Genomic DNA, 21,134 nt, shown 5'->3' with positions numbered 1-21,134 from the left:
CTATCGGTTACAGGATCCAAAAAATCCGGTCAGTGCAAGTGAGCGGAGCGCATCATGAACAACCAGCCCGGCAGCGTCAGCACCCGTGTCCTCGCGCGGCGCGAGCGCACCCACCCGCTCGACCCGCTGTCCCCCGGGGAGATAGACGCGGCCGTCACCGTGGCGCGGGCCGACGGCCGGCTCGGCGAGCGGACCAGGTTCTGGGGCGCGGTCCTCGACGAGACCTTCGCCCGTGAGGTGATGGCCGGCCGGCAGCCCGCGGGCGAGGTGCGGGTGGGTCTCGTGGCGATGGACCACGACGTCCCCGGCGCCTGGGAGATCGACGTACAGCTCGGGGCCGAGCCGCGCTGCCTGGCGTGGCGCCCTGTGGACGTCCGGCGGCCCGGCATCACCTCGACGGAGGCACGCGCGGCCGCGCGGGCGTGCCGGGAGAGCCCGCTGTTCCGCGAGGCGCTGGCCCGGCGGGGCATCCACGACGTGTCGCTGACGGTGATCGACGCCGAGTCCATCGGCGGGTTCGTGCCGGAGAAGTACAAGGACCGCAGGGTCACCTGGGGTTCGGTCTGGCACCGGGTCCAGGAGGACGACAACGCCTATGTGCGTCCCGTGCAGGGAGTCATACCGATCATCGACATGGCGACGATGGAGGTGCTGGAGGTCGAGGACCACGGCGTCGTCCCGGTCTCCGAGGAGGCGGGTCCGCTGTCGGCCGGCGGGTTCGGCCCGGACCGCGAGGGGCTGAAACCGCTGGAGGTGGTGCAGCCCGAGGGGCCGAGCTTCACCGTCGACGGGCACCGGGTCTCCTGGCAGGGTTGGGAGTTCCGGGTCGGCTTCACCCACCGCGAGGGCCTGGTCCTGTACGACCTGGCCTTCCTGGGGCGCTCGGTGCTCAAGCGGGCCGCCTGCAACGAGATGTACGTCCCCTACCTCGACCCGAGCTCCACGCAGTTCCGCAAGAACTTCTTCGACTGGGGCGAGTACGGCGCGGGTCCGCTGACCAACTCGCTGGCGCTGGGCTGTGACTGCCTGGGCGTCATCCACTACTTCGACGCGGCCTACCTGGGCGGTGACGGAGCCGCCGAGGAGATCGCCCAGGCGGTCTGCATGCACGAGGAGGACGACGGCATCCTCTGGAAGCACAACGACCTGCGCCGCGGGGTGAGCGAGGTGCGCCGCTCCCGGCGGCTGATCATCTCCAGCTTCCAGACGGTGGCCAACTACGACTACGGCTTCTACTGGTCGCTCTACCAGGACGGCCGGATCGAGCTGGAGATCAAGCTGACCGGCATGCTGTCGGCCTCCGGGATCGCGGAGGGCGAGGAGGTGCGGCACGGCCGGGTCGTCTCACGCCACGTCCAGACCCCCACGCACCAGCACTACTTCGGCCTGCGCCTGGACGCCGCCGTGGACGGCCCGCTCAACCGCCTGGTCGAGGAGAACGCGCAGGCGGAGGACGACCCGCGTCACGACCCGTACGGCAACGCGGTCCGTATGGTGCGCACGCCGCTGCTCAAGGAGTCCCAGGCCGCCCGCCGGACCGACCCGGCGACCTCCCGGCACTGGCGGGTGGAGAGCGCGGAGAAGGAGAACCGCTACGGGGAGCCGACGGCGTACCGGCTGCTGCTGCCCAACACCACCCGGCCCTTCGCGCGGCCCGACTCGGTGATGGCCCGCCGCGCACCCTTCGTCCACCAGCACCTGTGGGCGACGGTCTCCGACCCCGCCGAGCGGTACATCGGCGGGCAGTACCCGAACCAGGCGGAGCCCGGCGAGGACGGGGTGCAGGTCTGGCAGCGTCAGGACCGCTCGCTGGACGGAGCCGAGCTGGTGCTGTGGCCGGTCGTGGGGACCCACCACTTCCCCCGGCCCGAGCAGTGGCCGGTCATGCCGGTCGACCGGGTGCGGCTGGTCTTCGAGCCCGACGGCTTCTTCGACCGCAACCCGGCCATGGACATCCCCGACCCGTCGGCCGGCACCGACCACTGCTGCACGAACTGACGAACCGTCACAAGTTCGTACCCAGTGGCGGATCTGCGCAGATGTCGCACAAGATCCCGGTTTCATGCGCACGTAACACCCGGGACACGGCTCGGACTCGCGAGCCGGACAGCATGCCTTTGGATCCAATCGGGACAAGATTAGATCCACGAACTCCTGAGATCAGATCCTTTCGTTGAGGAACGGTGCCCCAAGGAGGCCCTCATGCCGGATCAGCCGCAGGGATCACCCGCACTCCGCCCGGCCGAACCGCAGGTTTCCCGCCGCTCCGTGCTGCGCGGCGCCGCCGTTCTCGGCGTCGGAGCGGGCTTCGGACTGACGCCGCTGCTCACCGCCTGCGGTGTGGCCGACGACGGGTCAGGAAAGTCCGGCGGCGGATCCGGCGAGGGCGGCACCCTCACCCTCGCGATCGACTCCACCAGCGCGGTCAACGACCCCGCCTTCTACACGACCCTGGGCGACTGGATGGCGGTGGACTGCATTTGCCGCGGGCTCACCTTCATCTCCTTCGAGACCAGCGAACCCACGCCCGACCTCGCCAAGAGCTGGACGATCTCCGACGACCGGCTCACCTACACCTTCGCCCTCCGCGAGGACGTGAAGTTCCACGACGGCACGGTGCTGACCTCCGCCGACGTCCTGGCCAGCCTGGAGCGGCAGTTCGACCCCGAGCACAAGACCCTGCCCAAGGGCGCGACGAGACCGCTCGCCTCCCTCGGCAACAACGTCGCCTCGCTCACCGCCGAGGACGACCTCACCGTCAAGCTGGTGCTCAAGGCACCCGACCGCACCGTCCTCGCCCAGCTCTCCGACATCGGCGGCCGCGTCATCTCCAAGGCCGCCCTCGACCAGCACGGACCCGACATCGGCAAGCACCTCGTCGGCACCGGCCCCTTCCAGTTCTCCTCGGCCACCTCCGGGCAGTCCATCACCCTCGAGGCCTTCGACGGCTTCCGGCTCGGCCGGCCGCCGATCGACCGCCTGGTCCTGCGCCAGGTCCAGGACCCCTCGGCGATCGTCAGCTCCCTGCTCAGCGGCGAGGTCTCCGCCACCCAGTTCACCCCGTACTCCGCCGTCGACCAGCTCAAGAATGATCCGGCGGTCACCGTCCACGACACCCCGAAGGTCTTCGACGCGATCCTGATGATCGACGCCCGGCGCGTACCCGAACTGAAGGTGCGCAAGGCCATCAACCTCGCCATCGACCGCAAGGCGATCGTCCAGCAGGCTTTCTTCGGCGTCGCCGGCACACCCGACGGCTACGCGATCCCACCGGCTCAGCCCGGCTACGACACCGGCCTCGCCGACCTCAGCACGAGGAACCTCGCCCAGGCGAAGAAACTGCTGAAGGAAGCCGGCGCCGAGGGCCGCGAACTGGGCCTGATGGCAGCTAGCGACTCCTGGCATCCCAAGGCCGCGCAGATCGTCAAGCAGAACCTGGAGGACGCCGGCTTCAAGGTGAAGACCAGCTCCGTCGACCCGGCCTCCTACTTCAGCCGGCTCAGCGACGGCGAGGACGAGTACCACGACCTGATGATCTGGGAGCGCAACTCCTACGTCCCCGACCCCCACAACATGGTCGGCTCCATGGCTAACCCCACCGGCCTGTACGGCTCCACCATCACCGGCTTGGACACCCTCGACGGCGCCGACACCCTGGCCGAGGAACTGGCGGAGGCCAAGAACCTGCCGATCGGCAAGAAGCGCACCGCCGCCTACTCGAAGCTCCAGCGGCGCTGGGCGGAGGAGTACATGGTGATCGCCATGCTGGCGTGCGCCACCAACCTCGTGGTCAGCGGCTCGAAGGTGAAGGGCATCAACACCGCCGCGCTGGGCACCCACCGCTGCTTCATGGAGAAAGCCAGTGTCTGACCCCACGGGCGCCGCCACCACCGGCACCGCCGAGGTGCCCGCCGCGCTCCCCGCCCCCGGCCGCACCGCCGGACGCCAAGGCCGTGGCCGGGGACTGCCGGCGAAGCTGCGGCGGTACGGCATCGGCACGTCCTGGCCCGCGACGGTGTCCTGGGTGTTCCTCGTCGCGATCGTCCTGACCGCCCTCGCCGGACCCCTGCTGCTCTCCGCCGACCCGGTCCGGCAGACCGGCTCGGTGCTGCTGCCCTTCGGCTCGCCCGGCCATCCGCTCGGCACCGACGACCTCGGCCGCGACGAACTGGCCCGGCTGGTGCACGGAGCGAGGCCGCTGCTGCTCGTGGCGTTCGCCTCCACCGCCCTGGCCGCCGCCATCGGCACCGGCGTCGGACTCCTCGCCGGCTACGCGGGCGGCGCCCTGGAACAGGTGCTGATGCGCGCCGTCGACCTGGCCCTCGCCTTCCCCTCCATCCTCCTCGTCATCCTGCTGGTGGCCACCGCCGGACCGGGCACCACCAGCCTCGTCGTCGGGGTCGGCGTGTCCCTCGCCCCCGGCCTGGCACGGCTGGCCCGAGCGCTCACGGCCCGGGAGACGGCCCGGGACTACGTCGTCGCCGCACGCCTCGGCGGCACCCGCACCCCGCGCATCCTGGCGCAGGAGATCCTCCCCAACATCGCCGGACCGATGGTGGCCCAGGTCGTCATGACGCTGTCGGTCGCGGCCGGCTTCGCCGCCGGCCTGTCCTACCTCGGCCTCGGCATCCAGCCGCCCACCCCCGACTGGGGCTACATGGTCCAGGCCGGCCAGGAGTTCCTGTACACCGCACCCCGCCTCGTGGTGCTGCCGGCGGCCCTGACCCTGGTGTTCGTCGTGGCCTGCAACTTCGTGGGCGACGACCTGCGGGACGCGCTCGACCCGAAGGGCACCGCATGACCACCCTCCCGCTGCCGCGCGTGCGGCGCCCGCACCGTCCCAGGTCAGAACGGGCGGAGACGCTGAAGGCCATGTCCCGCAGGCTGCTCGGCATCCCGGTCGTCATGTTCGCGCTGGCGACCCTGGTGTTCGTCGCCATGCGCCTGCTGCCCGGCTCGCCCGCCGCCTCCCTGTCGGGCGGCGGAACGAACCTCACGGCCGAGGAGATCGCCCGGAACGAGGCCCGGGCAAGCGCGGCGCTCGGCCTCGACCAGCCGCTCCTCACCCAGTACGTCACCTACCTCGACGACTTGGTGCACCTGCGCCTCGGTGAGTCGTTCTTCGGCTCCAACAGCGTCCTCGGCCTGCTGGGCGACGCCCTCCCGGCAACCATCGAACTGACCCTGGCGGCGATGACCGTGGCCGTACTCCTGGGCGTGGTCACCGGTGTGGCCGCCGCACTGCGCAAAGGCACCTGGACCGACACCGCGACCCGGGCCGTGGCGACCGTCAGCTTCTCCCTGCCGTGGTTCGCGCTCGGTGTCATCGCCGTCGTCGTCTTCGGCGTCCAACTGCGCTGGCTGCCCGTCCTGGGCCGCCTGCCCAGCTCGCTCGACTACCGGCCCACCACCAACTTCATCCTGCTCGACGCGATTCTGCAGAACCGCCCCGATCTGATCGGTCCCTGGATCCAGCACCTGATCCTGCCCGCCACCACCCTGGCGCTGTCGATGGCCGGGTACGTCACCCGCATCGTGCGCGCCTCCGTCCTGGACGTCCTCGGCGACGACTACGTCAGGACCGCCCGGATGAAGGGGCTCGCGGAGGGCGTGGTGATCCGGCGGCACGTGCTGCGCAACTCCTGGCTGCCGATCGTGACGGTCCTCGGCCTGCAGTTCGGCTCCCTGCTGGGCGGCTCGGTGATCACCGAGACCGTCTTCTCCTACGGCGGCGTCGGCCGGCTGCTGGTGCAGGGCGTGCTCCAGCGCGACTACCCCGTGGTCCAGGGCGCCGCGCTCGCCATTGCCCTGCTGTTCGTCCTCGTCAACTACGCGGTGGACGTCCTCTACACGGTCCTCGATCCACGCATACGGAAAGGCTAGAGCCGCATGGACATCGTGCTGGTCCACGGAGCGGGCGGACGCCCCACCACCTGGTGGGAGGTCGAGCCCCTGCTCGCCGCCCTGGGACACCGGACGGTCGCCGTCACCAACCCCCTCACCTCCCTGGAGGAGGACGTGGCGCACACCACCGCCGCCATCGAGGAGATGGCGGGACCGGTGCTGCTGGCCGGTCATTCCTACGGGGGCGCGGTCATCACCAACGCCGGCCGGCACCCCGCCGTCCGGGGCCTGGTCTTCATCGCCGCCTTCGGCCCCGAGGAGGGCGAGACCGTCAACGGCATCGTCGAACGCTACGAACCCGCGGAGATCTCGAAGTACATGCGGCGCGGCCCGAACGGGGAGTGGAAGTCGGAGCCGAGCGACGAGTTCTGGGCGGAGATCGGCCCCGACCTGTCACCCGCGCACCGGGCCGTCGTCGAGGCCGAGGGACGCAAGGCGGAGAACGCGATCTTCCGGCAGCCCACCGGGAAACCCGCCTGGCAGACACTGCCCAGCTGGTACCTGGTCGCCGACGACGACCGCACCCTGCGTCCCGACGCGCAGCGCGACATGGCCGCCCGGATGGGGGCGATCACCGGACATGTGCCGGGCAGCCACTACACGACGCTCGTGCACCCGCGGCGGGTGGCCGACCTCATCCACACCGCGGCCACGGCCGTGAGCGGCACGCCGTGACCGGGGCCGCACCCGCCACCCGCCGGACGGAGAGCCCACCCGCGGTCCTGGAGATCCGCGGCCTGAAGGTCGGGTTCGACGTACCCGCGGGACGGCTGCCGGCCGTCGCCGGCGTGGACCTGACCCTGCACCAGGGCGAGATCCTCGCGCTGGTCGGCGAGTCCGGTTCGGGCAAGTCCGCACTGTCCATGAGCCTGGTCGGCCTCAACCGGGGCCCGCGCACACACATCAGCGGCGAGGTCGCCTTCGGCGGCCGCAACCTGGCCGAAGCCTCCGAGAGCGAACTGCGCCGCGTCCGCGGCAAGGACATCGCCGTCGTCTTCCAGGACTCCCTGGCGGCGCTCAACCCGCTGCACCGGGTCGGCGCCCAGGTCACCGAGATGATGCGCGCCCACCGCCGGATATCGCGCGAACAGGCCGTGGACCGGGCCGTCGACCTGCTCGGCGAGGTCGGCATCGCCAGCCCCCGCGCCAACGCCCGAGCCCTGCCGCACCAGTTGTCGGGCGGTATGCGCCAGCGCGTCATGATCGCCATGGGCCTGGCCAACGACCCCGCCGTACTGATCGCCGACGAACCCACCACGGCGCTGGACGTGACCATCCAGGCGCAGGTCCTCTCCGTGCTCCAGCGGGCGCGCGCCGACCACGGCACCGCCGTCCTGCTGATCACCCACGACCTGGGCGTGGTGGCCGAGGTCGCCGACCGGGTCGCCGTGATGTACGCGGGCCGCATCGTGGAACAGGGCACGCGCGACGAGGTGCTGTTCGATCCCCAGCACCCGTACACCATCGGCCTGCTCGGCTCGGTGCCGCCGATCGACGGCCCCGTCGCCGACCGGCTGCCCGCCATCCCCGGCAGCCCGCTGACGGGCGTGGACCGCCCGAGGGGGTGCGCGTTCGCCGCGCGCTGCGCCCACGCCCGGGACGAGTGCGCCGAGCAGCCTGAGCTGCGCCGCCGGCACGGCGGCCCCGGCCACCTGGACGCCTGCGTCCTGCCCGGCCCCGTACGGGAGACGGCGCGTGCGGCGGGCCCGGAACCGGCACGGGATCCGGCATACGACGACAAGGGGCGCTCATGACCTCGCCACCGGCCACACCGGCCACACCGGCCACCTCCGTCACCGCGGCTTCCGGCCCGGTCCCCCCGGCGCGGCCCGGCACACCGCTCATCCGGGCCGAGAGGCTGCGCGTGGAGTACCGCGGCCGCTCGGGCGGCAGGGTCCGGGTGCTGCGCGACATCGACCTGGAGATCCTGGAGGGCGAGACGCTGGGCCTGGTGGGGGAATCGGGGTGCGGCAAGTCCACGCTGGGCCGCGCCCTGCTGCGGGTGATCGAGCCCGCCTCGGGCGTCATCGACTTCCTCGGCCTGAACATCACCCGGCTCAGGGGCACCCGGCTGCGGCGGACCCGGGCCGACCTGCAGATGGTGTTCCAGGACCCGTTCGGTTCGCTGAACCCCCGGCGCCGGATCGCCGACATCGTCGCCGAGCCGCTGCTGCGGGCCCGCGGTGTGAGCCGGGCCGAGGCCGAACCGGTCGTGAGGGAGCTGCTGGAGAGGGTGGGCCTGGGCGCGGAGGCCGGCCGGCGCAAGCCGCACGAGTTCTCCGGCGGCCAGCGCCAGCGCATCGGCATCGCCCGCGCGCTGGCCTCCTCGCCGAAGTTCGTCGTCGCGGACGAGGCGGTCTCCGCGCTGGACGTCTCCATCCAGGCGCAGGTACTGAACCTGCTGTCGGACATGGTCCGCGAGCGCGGCCTGACCATGCTGTTCATCTCCCACGACCTGGGCGTCGTACGGCACATCGCCGACCGGGTGGCCGTCATGTACCTGGGGCAGATCATCGAGGTCGCCTCCCGGGACGACTTCTTCTCCGGTCCCGCCCACCCCTACTCCGACGCGCTGCTGTCCTCCGTCCCGTCCCTGCGCCGCGGAGGGCGGCGCGAACGGCAGGTCCTGGAGGGCGAGTTGCCCGACCCGGCGAACCCGCCGGAGGGCTGTCTGTTCCAGACCCGCTGCCCCTTCGCCGAGGACGGGTGCCGCACCCGGATGCCGGAACTGCGGGAGGTCGCGCCCGGCCGCACCGTGCGCTGCCACCTGCCCCTGGTGCCCGGCCCCGTGAGAAGTCCTGACGAACATGTCCGTGAGAAGTGAGAGAGGCTGGCCCCGCGTGATCATCGACGCGTACAACACCACCCAGGACGTCCGGGGACGGTCGGACTACCTCACCGGCGTCCGCAAGGGCGAGGCACCGCCGCCGTACACACCGTTCGATCCCCGGCGCATCCTGGACCGCATGGACGCCGCCGGCGTCGACATGGCCATGGTCTGCTCGCTCGCCCAGCGCATCGAGAACGACTTCATCGCCTCCCTGGTCGCCGCCCACCCCGACCGCTTCTTCGGCTTCGGTCAGGTCCTGCCGCAGGCCGACGACGCCGTGGCGGAGATCGACCGCATGGCCGACGCCGGCCTGGTGGGCCTCAAGCTCCACCCCAGCCTGCACGGCTACCACGTCGCCGACCACGGACTGCTGGACCCGCTGTTCGAGGCCTGCGCAAGGCGCGGGCTGATGGTGCTGGTCAACGCCCTGGACGACTCCTTCTGCGCCCCGCTGGCCATCGAGGAGATCGCCCGCGACCACCCCGGAGTGCCCACGATCATCGCCCACATGGGCGCGGTCTGGAACGTCCCCGAGGCGATCATCGTCGCCGAGCGGCAGCCCCACGTGTACCTGGAGACCTCGGCCACACTCATGAGCGACGTGAAGCGTGCCTACGCCCGGCTGGGCCCTGAGAAGATCCTGATGGGCAGCGAGTGGCCGGGCTCCGACTTCGATCTGGAGCGCATGAAGATCGCCAAGGCGGTGCCGGACGACAAGGACCGGGCGCTCGTCGAGGGCGGCAACATGGCCCGACTGCTCGGGATCACCGCGTGAGCGCCGCACACCTCGATACGGCATCGGCCGGGGTGACACCCGTTGCCGTACCCACGGCCATGGACGACGACGCCGCCGAACTGCTGCGCATGGCTCAGGAGTTGCTCGGACGCGTCTGGCGTGACGGCCGACACGAGGTCGCGACCGCGCTGCGCACGGCCGACGGCGCCGTGCACACCGGGGTCCACGTCGAGGGCTCCTGCCGGCGCAGCTCGATCTGCGCCGAGGGCGTCGCCCTGGGCACGGCCCGCGGTGCGTACCCGGGCGAACGACCACTGGAGGTGACCTCGGTGGTCTCCGTCCAGATCAAGCCCGCCGGACAATTCCGGGTGATCGCGCCGTGCGGCGTGTGCCGGGAACTGATCAGCGACTACAGCCCCGACGCGACGGTCTGGATCACCACGGTCGAGGAGAACGAGGTCGTCCCGGTCCGGGCCCTTGACCTGCTGCCGGACAAGAGCCGGCGCGCGTGGTGACCGCGGACCGCGTGACGCGCCCGAAGACTCCTGGCCGTGAAGAAGAAGGAAGCACCATGACATCAGTCATCCCCGTTCCCCTCGGGCAGCCCGTCCCCACCGGCCTGGACGTCCCTGCCCTCGCCGCCGGACTCGGCGGCTCCGGCGCCCCGGTGCTGTGGGAGCACCTGACCTGGCAGGAGACGGAGACGACGGCCGCCGCACAGAACGCCGTCATCATCCCCGTCGGAGCCACCGAACAGCACGGCCCGCACCTGCCGCTGGCCGTCGACACCCTCATCTGCCGCGCCGTCGCGCTCGGCGTATCCGCGCTGACCGGTGTACCGGTGGTGCCGCCGCTGAGCTTCGGTGTGTCCGCCTCCCACGGCGACTTCGGGGGCACGGTGGCCCTGCGCCCAGAGACGATGATCGCCGTCGTCGAGGACGTCATCGACTCCCTGTACGCCTCAGGAGTACGGCAGTTCATCCTGCTCAACGGACACATCTGGAACAACGGCGCGCTCGACGTGTCCGCCGAGAAGCTGCGGGTGCGTCATCGCGACGCCCGGGTACGGGCCCTGGGCTACGTGACGATGTACCCCGGCCCCGAAGTGGACGGACATGTGCGGTACGGCCGGGCGCTGATGCACGCCAACTTCTTCGAGACCTCGGTCATGCTCCACCTCCACCCCGAACTGGTGCGAATGGACAAGGCCACCTCGCACGTCGACGTGGACTCCTTCTGGGACTACCGGATGGACCAGGTCAGCGAGACCGGCGTCTGGGGCCGCGACGTCACCGACGCCGACGCGAAGCACGGCGGCGAGGAGTTCGACCGCTGCCTGCTCACCACCGCCCGCGCCGTGTCCGCCGCCGTCCGTGAACCCTGGCCCGACCCGACCCACCGCCCTGGAGCGACCGAAGCAACCGGAGCGACTGAGGCAACCGGAGCAATCGGAGCGACTGAAGCAGTCGGAGCAACTGGAGCGACCGCGTGAAGATCTACGACATCACCCTGCCCATCCACCCCGAGATGCTGCACTGGGGACGCAAGCCCGAGGTCGAGATCGTCGAGTCCCTCTCCCACGGCGACGCCTCCAACGTCACCCGCTGGCGGCTCGGCGCCCACACCGGCACCCACGTCGACGCCCCCGCGCACTTCCGCGACGGCGCCACTCCCATCGACGAGGTGTCCCTGTACTCGCTGGTCGGCCCCGCCCTGGTCATCGACCTCACCCATGTGGAGGGCGACGTGGAACCGCACCACCTGGAGGAGGGCGGGGCCGCCGGACACCGGCGCGTCCTGCTCAAGACCTCCAACTCCGCGGGGCCCCTCAAGGAGACCGAGCGTGCCCCGAGCTGGGTGGGCCTGTCCCCGAAGGCGGCCGACTGGCTGATCGAGCACGAGGTCGAACTCGTCGGCATCGACTACCTCACCATCGAGAGCCACCATCGCACCGACACCTGGGACGTACACCACTCCCTGCTCGGCGCGGGCGTGCTCATCCTGGAGAACGCCGACCTCGATCAGGTGCCCGCCGGGACCTACGACCTGACCTGTCTGCCCGCCAAACTGGTCGGCGCCGACGGCTCCTTCGCCCGCGCCATCCTCACCACCCGGGACTGACCATGGCCACGATCGCGATCGCCGCACCCCATCCCGCCGGGATCGAAGCGGCCCGTCAGGTGACCGCCGAGGGCGGCGGCGTGATCGACGCCGCCCTCGCCGCCGCGGCGGCGCTCACGGTGGCCTACCCCCACCAGTGCTCGATCGGCGGCGACCTGATCGCCCTGATCCGCGACGGCGCGCGCGGCACCGTACGCGCCGTCCTGTCGGCCGGAGCCGCCGCGGCGGCCACCGACCCCGCACCCCTGCGGGCGGCGGCGGACCGGATGCCCGGCGGCGGCCCGCATACGGTGACGGTCCCCGGAGTGGTGGCCGGTTGGGCGGAACTCGCCCGTCTCGGGGCGCGACTGCCGCTCGCCCGGGCCTTGGCCCCGGCCATGGCCCTGGCCGGGCAGGGCGTCGCGGTCAGTGAGGGCCTGGCCCGCGCGATCCGCAACCGCCTCGACGTCGTACGGGCCGACCCGGGACTGTCGGCGCTGCTGCTGGACAAGGCAGGGGAGCCGCTGTCCGCGGGGGCGTGCCTGCGCCAACCGGCCCTCGCCGCGACCTTGGGGGAACTCTCCGACGACTGGCGTCACTTCTATACCGGACCGACCGCTCGGCGTCTGGTGGCGAACCTGCGCGCACGCGGCAGTCTGCTCGACGCGGCGGACTTCGCCGCCCACCGCGTGGAGAACACCGCTGCGCTGAGCGCGACCCGCAACGGCGTCACCTGGTGGGTGGCCCCGCCGCCCAGTCAGGGCGCTTCCCTGCTGGCCGTACTCGGCCGCGACGGCGACCCGCTGACCGCCGCCCGGCGGGCCGAACTGAGCCGGGACGCACTCCTCGGCGATCCCCGGTCGGGCCCCATAGACACCGATGGCTTGCTGCTGCGCGAACCGCGCGACATCGCCGCACTGCCCTCAGGGCCCAGACCGGCAGGAGACACGGTCGCCGTCACCGCCGTCGACGACGAGGGCAACGCGGTCACCCTCATCCAGAGCCTGTTCCAGAGCTTCGGCTCCGGCATCGCGGACCCGGCCACCGGCGTGGTGCTCCACAACCGCGGCTCGGCGTTCAGCCTGGACCCGGCGCACCCCGGCACGCTGCGTCCCGGAGCGCGGCCCCCGCACACCCTGTGCCCGGCGCTCGCCACCGCACCGGAACGCGTCGTGGCCCTCGGCTGCCAGGGCGGCCGGGCCCAGGCGTGGATCCTGTCGCAGGTGGCCGACGAACTCCTCGACGCCCCCGACCCGGAAGCCCTGCTCGCCCGCCCCCGCTGGGTCATCGGCTCCCGCGACCTGAACCGTCCGCAACCCCACCCTGGTCCTGGAGCCGGGCACCCCGGACACCGACCGCCTGATCTCCGCCGCGGACCGACTGGGCCTGACGGTGGCCTGGACGGCAGGCCCGCACGACGAGGCGGGCCATGTGCAGACGGCACGGCTGCGCTCGGGCGAGGTGGACGCGGCGAGCGATCCCAGGGCGGACGGGACAGCCGTCGTGTTCACCGGCTCCGCACGCCGATGAGCCGGCACTGCGCGATCTCGGTGGCGAACCCGAAGTACCGCTGCCAGGAGCTGACCCGAACAATCGCCGAAGAGGCGGCGGCGATTGCACCGAGGCGGACCCCCGAGCCGTCCCGGCACACGGGACGGACCTGCGTCTGTGCGCGCAGCCAGCCGGTCACCGCCTCGCCATCGCGGCTGCCCCAGGCGTCCGGCGGCAGCCGACTCTCCACGTCGACCATGTCCACCGGCTCGCCCGCTGCTACGAGCGCCGAGCCACCGTCATTGACGCCTTCTTCGACCTCGCCGACACCATCATCACCGTACGCAGCCTGATTCGACGAGCATGGACCACCCACCGCTGGGACGAACGCCCCGGCCGCCGGCCATGACCGGCACCCCTCTACCCGCGCGACCGCAGATGGTGTCCCTCGTCGTGGTGTTGGGGATCAGCGGCCGGGAGTGCGCGGGCGTCTGCCCGGGGCGCACTTCCACGGGTGAGTACCGCTCCCTGAACAGGAGGCGGGCCATCGCGTAACTCTCCGTGATAAACAGCCAGTTCAACCACGAGGAGTACACGATGGCCCTGTCCCAGTCTGAGCTGAACCTGTGCGGCAACTACTGTCAGTCTTGATGTTGCCGGGCCGTGTCGATGAGGGCCTGCAACTGCGCGCGGGTCGCGCCTTGGGGCCTTCGGCCGGGGCGATGTAGACGTCGTGGCGCGCGAGAAGTTCGGCAGCCCCCGTCAGCACACCGGTTCAGGTAGGTGCGGTGGCAGCCGATGATCTCGGTGATCAGGACAGTCGTGGCTACCCGGCGGGCCCGTAGGACTGCGGCCAGTACGCGGATGTGATGTTCGAGTTGACCGATTCCGTGGGCGGAGGGGCGCTGACGGGGATGGCCGGTGCGGCGGGTCAGGTCACGGTCGGCGAGCCACTGCCAGTCGTCGGCGACCAGCTCGACCAGGGAGTCCAGCTCCTGGCGGGGCATGCCGGTCAGGGCCGGGTCCGACAGCCAGGCGGTAGCGGCGGGATCGATGCGGCGAGGCGGCGTTCGCTGCGGTTCCGGGGCCGGGTGGAGGGTGTAGTTCCAGTCACCGTGGAAGGCGTCGCGGCTCAGCGGGAGGGCGGCGACCTGCCAAGGGGCGGGGTTCTGCCCGGTAGGGTAGCGATGGGTGTCCAGCTCGGCCCGAACGACAAGTCCGGTGCGGGTGTGAGCCGAGGCGATCGCCTGGACGGCGACCTCGTGGCTGGTCAGCGGGATGACGCGCCAGGCGCAGGTGATCCGGGAGAACAGCCGGTGTTCGACCTTGTTCCATTTACTTGTGCCAGGCCAATGCTGTTGTTTGCCTGTTCATCAGTTCGGTGGTGGGGACGTGCTGGGCCCGCCGGGCGTTGATAGGTCATGCATCCGTGGATAGGGCGATCCGATGACGTGCGGCTGGGTGCGCTTACGTCGTGGGTGACGCCGGAGCTGGTGGATGGGGTGTTGGCCGAGTGTGGTCGGGGTGGGGTTAAGCCAGGGGCGCTGTCGCCGCGGTTCATGGTCTACTTCACGCTCGCGCTGGCGCTGTTCGCGCAGGACTCCTACGACGATGTCGCGGAGAACCTGGTCGGGGCACTGGAGGGGATGGACAAGACAATCCCGAGCCGGGCCTCGTTCACCCGTGCCCGGCAGCGCCTGGGACCCGAGGTGTTGGAGGCGGTCTTCCGCCGGGTGCGCGGACCGGTGGCCCCCGCCAAGGTAGGCAGGGCGTTCTGGCGCGGGATGCGGTTGGCCGCTGTCGACGGCTTCGTACTGGACCTGCCGGACAACAAGGCCAACCGGGAGTTCTTTGGCGGGTGGAGCGACGCGCGCGGGGCGCCGGCCGGGTTTCCGCAGGTGCGGGTCGTGACGCTGACCGAGACTGGCACGCGTGCCTCGATCGACGCTCGGATCGGCGGCTTCAACGGTGGCGAGCGGGAGTTGGCGGTGCAGATGGCCTCCTCCGCGGCCTGGATGCTGGTCATCATGGACCGCAACTTCCCCGGGGTGGAACTGTGGAAGACGTACACCCACGCCGGAGCGCATCTCCTGCTGAGGGCTCGGTCGACGGTCGCCTCCCGGCCGCTTGAGGTGCTGGCGGACGGGAGCTATCTGGGGCGGATGAGCCTGGCCGGGCAGCGGGCCTCGCATCCGGGCGGCGTGACGGTCAGAGTCGTCGAGTACCGCATCGACGGCGGCGAGCTGATCAGGTTGCTGACCGATCTGCTGGACGTCGAGGCCTATTTGGCGGCGGAGTTGGCCGCGCTTCACCATGATCGCTGGGAGGCGGAATCGGCTTCCCGGCAGGGCAAGACGTTCCAGCGTGGGCCCGGGCAGGTGTTGCGCTCGGCCACTCCGGCGCTGGTGCACCAGGAGGTCTGGGCGCATCTGGTGGTGCACCACTGCCTGAACGGGATCATCATGCAGGTCGCCGACGGCGAGGAGACCGACCCGCATCGGATCTCCTTCGTCAAGGTCCTCAAGCACGTACGGCGCAGCGTGATCCGCCAGGCCAAGGACGCCGTCTCGGCCGTCAGGGCATTCCTGGCGATGCTGGAGGCCAAGGTCCGCCGCAAGCTCGACACCGGTCCTCGCCGCAGCCGCAGCGCGCCGCGGGTCCTCAAACGCCCGGATTCGAGGTATTCGCCCTCGGTGAAGAAGCAGCAACACGGACCCACCCGGCAGGTCCCCGCGAAGGTGATCACCCCCAGTCCGGCGATGCTTCAGTAGCTCAAACAACGGCATTGTGTGCCAGGCGGGAAGTGGCAGACCGTGATCGAAATGTCCATCTCGCGGGCAAGGGCGGCCAGTTGCCACCTCCAGGTGTGGAAGAGAACGCCGTTGGGTCCACCGGCATCGGCGGTGATCAGCAAGGCGGCGGCGCGGGGGTGGTCGAGATGCCCGCGGTCGTACCACCAGCGGCGGATCGACTCCACCGCGAAGGCGGCGGTGTTGCGGTCGGTGCCGACGTTGACCCAGCCTCTGTCCTTGCCGAGGTCGTATATTCCGTACGGGGTGATCAGGTCGGTGTCGGCCGGGAAAGCATGATCGTCGACCTCAAGCGGGGTGCCCTTGGGTCGCCAAGTGCGGCCCGGGAGCAGGTAGTTGCCAATGGCCTCCTTCTTCTTCGCATCCACACTGATCACCGGCTGCCCGTCGGCGAGGAAGGCATCGACGGTGGCATGGATGTGCCGGAACTGCGCATCCCGGTCAGAGTGGTTGTCCCCAGAGCGTGTCTGCGCGGCGGCCTGCAGCGAGTAGCCCATCTGGTGCAGCAGCTTGCCTACGGTGGTCGCGCCGACCGGGTGCCCCGCGGTGGTCAGCTGCTCAGCCAGGTCACGGAGCGAGGCAGTGGTCCAGCGCAGCACAGAGGCCGGATCGCCCAGCTCGGTCGCCGCCGGCGCAGCCTGGCGCGGAGCTGCTCAGCGTCCGCGTGGCCGAGTCGTTCCATGATGACCAACCCTTCCGTCCATGCGGCGCGCGCCGCCTCCGGACGCCCGGCGCTGAAATGGGTGTCCCCGAGGCCCATGAGACTGGTGGCTGTGAACCAAGGGAGGCCGCCTTGCCGCTGGTAGAGGGCGAGGGCCTCGCGAAAGCTGCTGACGGCTTCCTCGTACTGTCCGAGGTGGTGCTGGGCGTGGCCGATGCTGTCCCAGGTGAGCGCCGCGTTGGTGTTGTCCCCGAGTTCCTGGCACAGGGCCAGTGCCTGTAGGCAGCTGTCAAGAGCCTGCTGGTGCTGTCCGAGCAGAACGTGGTTCCAACCGACCGCGTTGAGCGCGGACGCGATGGCCGTCCGGCTGCGACGGTCGTCGGCACCACGACCTCCACACGCGCGGAAGAGCTCGAGGGACCGCTGTGCGGCGCCGAGCGCGTCTTCGAGGTCGCCCTGCTGTTCCGCTATCCAGGCCAACGTGCGGCAGCTTTCCGCGCAGGCTCGCATATCGCCGCACGCAGTGAACAGTTCGATGGCCCGCTCGGCTTCGGACCGTGCCTCGTCGAAGCGGCCCAGACCCGCCATGGCGGTCCCGAGTCCGCGGTGGACGTAGCCTTGAGCGGTCTGGTCGCCCAGTCGAAGAGCACCACGCAAGGCAGTACGGTGCACTGCCTCCTCCTCCTGCCACAGGCCGCGCCAGTGCAGGTGGTTGGCCATGGCCCAGGCGAGCTGCCAGGTATGGGCGTCGTATTCGTGGGCGTCGGCCTGTGTGACGACTGCCGGCAGTACCGCCTCTTCGGCCTTGAACCAGGCCGTCGCTCTCTCGGCGTCCGCGGTGAAATCCTGGATGAACACGCCTTCGGCCGGCGGGGTCAGGGAGATCAGCGCCCGTGCACGGTTGGTCAGTGCCGCTGCTCCATGGGCGGTATGGAGGTAGTGGTCGAGCATTCGGTGGCGGGCGGCCTGTATCTGCTGGGACGGCTCGATGCTCCGGATGAGTTCGGTGGCGTACGTACGCAGGAGATCGTGCGAGGTGTAGCGGCCGGGGGCGGTTTCGTCGACGAGGTGGGCCTGTATGAGTTCGGACAGTACTTGTCTGGCATGGGGGAGGGTGAGGGCGGCGAGGCTGGCGGCGGCGGGCAGGGTGATGTCGGGGCCCGGGTGCAGGGCGAGCAGCCGGAACAGGCGGGCGGCATCGGGGGTGAGGGCGTGGTACGACCAGGAGAACACGGCGCGTATGTCAGCGGCGGTGTCGCCTCCGTGGAACGCGTCGAGGCCGTCAGAGGTGTCGTGTAGTTCGGCCGCGATCGCCGCCAGGGGGATGGCGGAGCGGGTCGCCGCGCGGGCGGCGGTGACGGCCAGGGCCAGGGGCAGGCGCGCGCACCGGGCGATGATTTCCTCGACGGCGTCGGGTTCGGCCGTGACGCGCTGCTGTCCGAGACGGCGGACGAGCAGTTCGCGGGCTTCCGGCACGGTCAGCACGTCGAGGTTCAGCGGATGGGCGCCGTCCACGGCGATGAGGCCGGTGAGCCGGTCGCGGCTGGTCACGATGACCAGACTGCCGGCCGCTCCGGGCAGCAGTGGCCGCACCTGCGCGGCGTCACGGGCGTTGTCCAGGAGCACGAGCACGCGTTTGCCGCTGAGCCGGGTACGGTACGAAGCGGCGAGCGCGTCGACGTCCTGCGGCAGGTTGTGCGGGTCGGCGCCCAGTGATTCCAGCAGTGTGCGCAGGGCGTGTTCCGGCGGGACCGGCAGACCGGCCGGGTCGAAACCGCGCAGATTCAGATACAGCTGGCCGTCCGGGAAACGCGCGGCGACCTGTCGGGCCCAGTGCACCGCGAAGGTCGTCTTGCCCACACCCGCCATGCCCGCGATGGCGCTGATGACCACCGTGCCCGCCGAGGGCAGTCCGGCCGCCTCCGCCAGCTGAGTGTTCCGGCCGACGAACACCGACAGCCCGGCGGGCAGCTGAGCCGGGGGAGCGGAAGCAGCCCGGACAGGCGTCGAAGCCGGTGCTGGTGCTGGTGCTGGTGCTGGTGCCGGTGCCGCTGCCGGATGGGGAGGGGCCTCTGGAGCGAGGAGCGTGCCGTCGGCACGCAGCACACGGTGATACATCGTCTGCAGCGCCGGCCCGGGGTCCACTCCCAGCTCATCCGCAAGCAGGGTCTGCGCTTCCCGGTAGGTTTCCAGGGCTGCGGCCTGCCGCCCCGAGCGGTACAGGGCCAGCATCAGCAACTCACGAAACCGCTCGTCCAGCGGGTGTTCGACAACCAGCCCGGCCAACTCCACGGCTGCTCGCGCATGATTCCCGCGGTCCAGGTCGGCCTTGCCGTACGCCGCCTGCGCGGACAGGCGCAGCTCATCGAGCCGCTGCCGCTGACTCTGCGCGTACTCGCCTCGGACGCCGGCCAGCGCGGTCCCGCGCCACAGGCCCAAGGCCTCCCGCAGATACTTCACCACGCCCTGGGCATCCTCTGCACCGCGCGCGCCCTCAGCCTGGGTCAGCAGCGCCCGGAAGACACCAAGGTCCAGGTCGTCCGGCGAAACACGGAGCTGATAACCGTCTCCGGTGGAACGGATCACCGACGTCGCGACGTCGCCACGGGGTTCGAGAGACTTCCGCAGCCCGTGCACGTACCCACGCAGGATGGCGAGCGCGGAAGCAGGTGCCTCCGTGCCCCACACCGCGTCGACCAATGCGCCCGCCGACACCTGCGAGCCCTCCGCCAGCAACAACACGGCCAGCACGGCCCGTTGCTGAGGCGGACCGAGCTCGATCTGCTCCGAGTCGCGCCACGCACTGACAGGCCCCAGCACCGCGAACCGCAATCGCTCTTCCAAACCTGTATTCCCCCTGAAAGACCCGCAGCCGGTGCACGAGCGGTGCAGCCCAGTTGCCGGGCCGGCGACAAGACAGTCTCCCGAGTGTACTGAAGTAGCTCACCGGCTCACGGCGTCGGACAGCAAGGAGGCATGCGCGGCAAGTCGTTCTCTCAGCACGACAACGGCCGCATCTCTCGGCAGCCGCATCCTGAACTGCTCGCCGGCCTGGCGTTGCACATCAGCGACCAACACTACGGACTCACCATTCTGCAAGGCGTGCAGCACCGCCGACGTCGCGGCGGCTCTGGCGCGACGCCAGTCATGGTCCGAAGTAACGCCGGCGCGCTTCTTCTCTCCCAGAGCGGCGGCTCGCCGACTCACCAACAACTGCACGAGGTCTTCCCAGCCCAAGTGACGCATGTAGGTAACTACGGCTGCCGGGTCCGTTCGGGTCAACTCATCCCCTCTGCCACCTTCCGGTGCCGAGCGGCGCTGAGTCGCCCGAGACCTCATACGGAATGTCACGGAACGGTATCGAAGGATGGTTCTTAGAACTCGTGGGACGGAGTGGACCGTATCCGGGGTGTCGACGTTCTGGAAGAGCCGGAACGGCACATTGATGGAACTTCTCATGGGGGTTTGTGTGTCTCGCACTCGTAGTTCAGTTTTTGCGGCGGTTGCCCTTGCGGGTTCTCTTCTGCTGACCGCTTGCGGTGGCGGTGACGAGGGCAGTCAGAAGGCCGATGGCTCGAATGCCGCTGGCTCCGTGGATCAGAGCCAGCTGTCATTCAAGAGCGGCACGGCCAAGCAGAACAATGCCAACCTGAGCACGGGTGACCTGGCTGCGGATGCGGCGCCCGTAAGCCAGTCCAAGGTGTCCAGCCCGGTTATCCGGAAGTGGGTGCAGCTGTCGGCCAGTTCGGCGGGTGATCTGGATCCGGTGGTCACGAACGGCGCCGGGTTCGTTCTTTACCGTTTCGACAAGGACAATGCGGATCCTTCGAAGTCGAACTGCTTCGACGACTGCCAGAAGACATGGCCTCCGCTCGTGGTGGCGTCGAACGGCAAGGTCTTCATTGACGGAATCGACAAGTCAAAGATCGGTTTCATCAAGCGGGGCAAGGGCTTCCAGGTGACGATAGGCGGCTGGCCGGTCTATCTGTTCAGCAAGGACACGGCGCCGGGTGACACCAACGGCCAGGGCGTGCAGGGGACCTGGTTTGGTGTCACACCCGATGGCGAGCGGGCCGGTCAGGCGTCCGACGGGTCCGCGCCCGAGGTCGACCCCGCCGACGGCGGCCAGCAGGGTGGTGACGACCAGTCGAAGGGGGAGGTGGTCGAGCGTGCCGAGGAAGGCCGGTACAAGATCGTCGAGGACCCCAACGACCCGGACAGTGCCTCGGGAATCGTCAGTGGAAAGGGTTGCGTGAACACTCCGTCGTTCGGCGCGGCCATCGGCCCTGACGACGCGTCCGGTCCGATCAAGATCTGGTCGGGTAAGGACTGCACCGGCAAGTCGGCCCTGCTGGAGAACGGCAGCGGGACCTTCGCGGACTTCGGTATCGACAAGGTCAACTCGATCTTCATCGGCCAGTTCGCCACGAATTAGCGGAGAGCGCGGGCCGCGGCCAGGATTCTGCGCGAACTCCTGCGCGAACTCCTGCGCGAACTCCTGCGGGAGCTCCAGCGCGAGCTCCTGCGGGAAGCGGCCACCCCACCCGAGATGACGTCGCCTCGGCCGCACATGACGCAGGCAGTGGCTGGACAAGTGATCCG

General features: G+C 70.3%; 16 protein-coding genes and 4 pseudogenes. 15 read left to right on the top strand and 5 right to left on the bottom strand.

From position 1 onward, the window contains the following. The first annotated feature begins 54 nt into the window (after positions 1 to 54). From ACFV6E_RS32905 to ACFV6E_RS32845, 13 genes and pseudogenes are all read left to right on the top strand, one after another. Complete coding sequence (locus ACFV6E_RS32905) at positions 55 to 1,998, top strand: primary-amine oxidase (RefSeq protein ID WP_385466712.1); 1,944 nt, start codon at positions 55 to 57, stop codon at positions 1,996 to 1,998. 204 nt (positions 1,999 to 2,202) lie between these two features. Further along, the gene (locus ACFV6E_RS32900) at positions 2,203 to 3,870 is read left to right on the top strand and encodes an ABC transporter substrate-binding protein (protein WP_385466709.1); all 1,668 of its coding nucleotides are present in this window, start codon (positions 2,203 to 2,205) and stop codon (positions 3,868 to 3,870) included. After that, entirely contained in the window at positions 3,863 to 4,801 is a 939-nt protein-coding gene (locus ACFV6E_RS32895) for an ABC transporter permease (protein ID WP_385466706.1), read from the top strand. The genes ACFV6E_RS32900 and ACFV6E_RS32895 overlap by 8 nt, the downstream gene beginning before the upstream one ends. Continuing rightward, a complete protein-coding gene (locus ACFV6E_RS32890) occupies positions 4,798 to 5,883 on the top strand; it encodes an ABC transporter permease (protein ID WP_385466703.1) in 1,086 nt (361 codons plus the stop codon). The genes ACFV6E_RS32895 and ACFV6E_RS32890 overlap by 4 nt, the downstream gene beginning before the upstream one ends. A gap of 6 nt (positions 5,884 to 5,889) precedes the next feature. After that, a complete protein-coding gene (locus ACFV6E_RS32885) occupies positions 5,890 to 6,579 on the top strand; it encodes an alpha/beta fold hydrolase (RefSeq protein ID WP_385466700.1) in 690 nt (229 codons plus the stop codon). Continuing rightward, the gene (locus ACFV6E_RS32880) at positions 6,576 to 7,658 is read left to right on the top strand and encodes an ABC transporter ATP-binding protein (RefSeq protein WP_385466697.1); all 1,083 of its coding nucleotides are present in this window, start codon (positions 6,576 to 6,578) and stop codon (positions 7,656 to 7,658) included. The genes ACFV6E_RS32885 and ACFV6E_RS32880 overlap by 4 nt, the downstream gene beginning before the upstream one ends. After that, complete coding sequence (locus ACFV6E_RS32875; protein ID WP_385466695.1) at positions 7,655 to 8,728, top strand: ABC transporter ATP-binding protein; 1,074 nt, start codon at positions 7,655 to 7,657, stop codon at positions 8,726 to 8,728. Before ACFV6E_RS32880 ends, ACFV6E_RS32875 begins: the two co-directional genes overlap by 4 nt. Further along, positions 8,718 to 9,509: an amidohydrolase family protein gene (locus ACFV6E_RS32870; RefSeq protein ID WP_385466693.1), complete on the top strand. Its 792-nt coding sequence runs from the start codon at positions 8,718 to 8,720 to the stop codon at positions 9,507 to 9,509. Before ACFV6E_RS32875 ends, ACFV6E_RS32870 begins: the two co-directional genes overlap by 11 nt. Beyond that, positions 9,506 to 9,985: a cytidine deaminase gene (locus ACFV6E_RS32865; protein WP_385466690.1), complete on the top strand. Its 480-nt coding sequence runs from the start codon at positions 9,506 to 9,508 to the stop codon at positions 9,983 to 9,985. The genes ACFV6E_RS32870 and ACFV6E_RS32865 overlap by 4 nt, the downstream gene beginning before the upstream one ends. 56 nt (positions 9,986 to 10,041) lie before the next feature. Then, complete coding sequence (locus ACFV6E_RS32860; protein ID WP_385466687.1) at positions 10,042 to 10,962, top strand: creatininase family protein; 921 nt, start codon at positions 10,042 to 10,044, stop codon at positions 10,960 to 10,962. Beyond that, entirely contained in the window at positions 10,959 to 11,591 is a 633-nt protein-coding gene (locus tag ACFV6E_RS32855) for a cyclase family protein (RefSeq protein WP_385466684.1), read from the top strand. The genes ACFV6E_RS32860 and ACFV6E_RS32855 overlap by 4 nt, the downstream gene beginning before the upstream one ends. Positions 11,592 to 11,593: 2 nt before the next feature. Then, positions 11,594 to 12,799 (top strand): annotated as a pseudogene (locus ACFV6E_RS32850) (gamma-glutamyltransferase); the annotation flags it as partial. Between the two features lie 524 nt (positions 12,800 to 13,323). After that, positions 13,324 to 13,470, top strand: a pseudogene (locus ACFV6E_RS32845) (IS5/IS1182 family transposase); the annotation flags it as partial. 232 nt (positions 13,471 to 13,702) lie between these two features. Here the strand turns inward: ACFV6E_RS32845 and ACFV6E_RS32840 are convergent. Next, the gene (locus ACFV6E_RS32840; protein WP_385466681.1) at positions 13,703 to 14,068 is read right to left on the bottom strand and encodes a hypothetical protein; all 366 of its coding nucleotides are present in this window, start codon (positions 14,066 to 14,068) and stop codon (positions 13,703 to 13,705) included. A 93-nt stretch (positions 14,069 to 14,161) separates the two neighbouring features. Next, positions 14,162 to 14,398 (bottom strand): annotated as a pseudogene (locus ACFV6E_RS32835) (ISAzo13 family transposase); the annotation flags it as partial. Between the two features lie 84 nt (positions 14,399 to 14,482). On the opposite strand from ACFV6E_RS32835, the gene ACFV6E_RS32830 reads away from it, so the two are divergent. Then, the gene (locus ACFV6E_RS32830) at positions 14,483 to 15,832 is read left to right on the top strand and encodes an IS4 family transposase (RefSeq protein WP_385466678.1); all 1,350 of its coding nucleotides are present in this window, start codon (positions 14,483 to 14,485) and stop codon (positions 15,830 to 15,832) included. 17 nt (positions 15,833 to 15,849) lie between these two features. Here the strand turns inward: ACFV6E_RS32830 and ACFV6E_RS32825 are convergent. From ACFV6E_RS32825 to ACFV6E_RS32815, 3 genes and pseudogenes are all read right to left on the bottom strand, one after another. After that, positions 15,850 to 16,485: pseudogene (locus tag ACFV6E_RS32825) on the bottom strand (ISAzo13 family transposase); the annotation flags it as partial. After that, positions 16,422 to 19,376 (bottom strand): BTAD domain-containing putative transcriptional regulator, encoded by a 2,955-nt coding sequence (locus ACFV6E_RS32820; protein ID WP_385466675.1) that lies wholly within the window; start codon positions 19,374 to 19,376, stop codon positions 16,422 to 16,424. The gene ACFV6E_RS32820 and the pseudogene ACFV6E_RS32825, both read right to left, overlap by 64 nt. 99 nt (positions 19,377 to 19,475) lie before the next feature. Next, positions 19,476 to 19,778 carry a hypothetical protein gene (locus ACFV6E_RS32815; RefSeq protein ID WP_385466672.1) on the bottom strand — a complete coding sequence of 101 codons (303 nt, stop codon included), beginning with the start codon at positions 19,776 to 19,778 and terminating at the stop codon, positions 19,476 to 19,478. A 163-nt stretch (positions 19,779 to 19,941) separates the two neighbouring features. On the opposite strand from ACFV6E_RS32815, the gene ACFV6E_RS32810 reads away from it, so the two are divergent. Beyond that, a complete protein-coding gene (locus ACFV6E_RS32810; protein ID WP_385466669.1) occupies positions 19,942 to 20,967 on the top strand; it encodes a hypothetical protein in 1,026 nt (341 codons plus the stop codon). Positions 20,968 to 21,134: the final 167 nt, after the last annotated feature.

Source organism: Streptomyces sp. NPDC059785 (assembly GCF_042732375.1).
GTDB lineage: Bacteria > Actinomycetota > Actinomycetes > Streptomycetales > Streptomycetaceae > Streptomyces.
This window is presented reverse-complemented; position numbering and strand designations above follow the sequence as displayed.